This is a genomic window from Bacillus cereus group sp. BfR-BA-01441 (assembly GCF_022663075.1).
In the GTDB taxonomy this organism is placed as follows: Bacteria; Bacillota; Bacilli; order Bacillales; family Bacillaceae_G; genus Bacillus_A; species Bacillus_A cereus.
The window spans coordinates 1-215 of record NZ_JAKUEU010000453.1; the positions used below are offsets into that span (position 1 = coordinate 1).

The window sequence follows — 215 nt, forward strand, 5'->3', positions numbered from 1 at the left end:
TTGCTAGCTTTTGTTCTGGATTGTCAGTAGCAATTTTAGCTGCTGGGTTTTGTTCCGGATTATCAGTGGCAGTTTTAGCTGCTGGGTTTTGTTCCGGATTATCGGTAACAGGTTTAGTTGCTGGGTCTTGCTCCGGATTGTCAGTAACAGGTTTAGCTACTGGATCTTGCGCTTGTTTATTAGTATCCTGTTTGGTGCCATCTTCTTTAGAGTTT

Annotated in this window: 1 pseudogene; it reads right to left on the reverse strand. The window is 42.8% G+C overall.

Annotated elements, in window-relative coordinates:
- A pseudogene (locus tag MR107_RS31175) lies at positions 1 to 215 on the reverse strand (hypothetical protein); the annotation flags it as partial.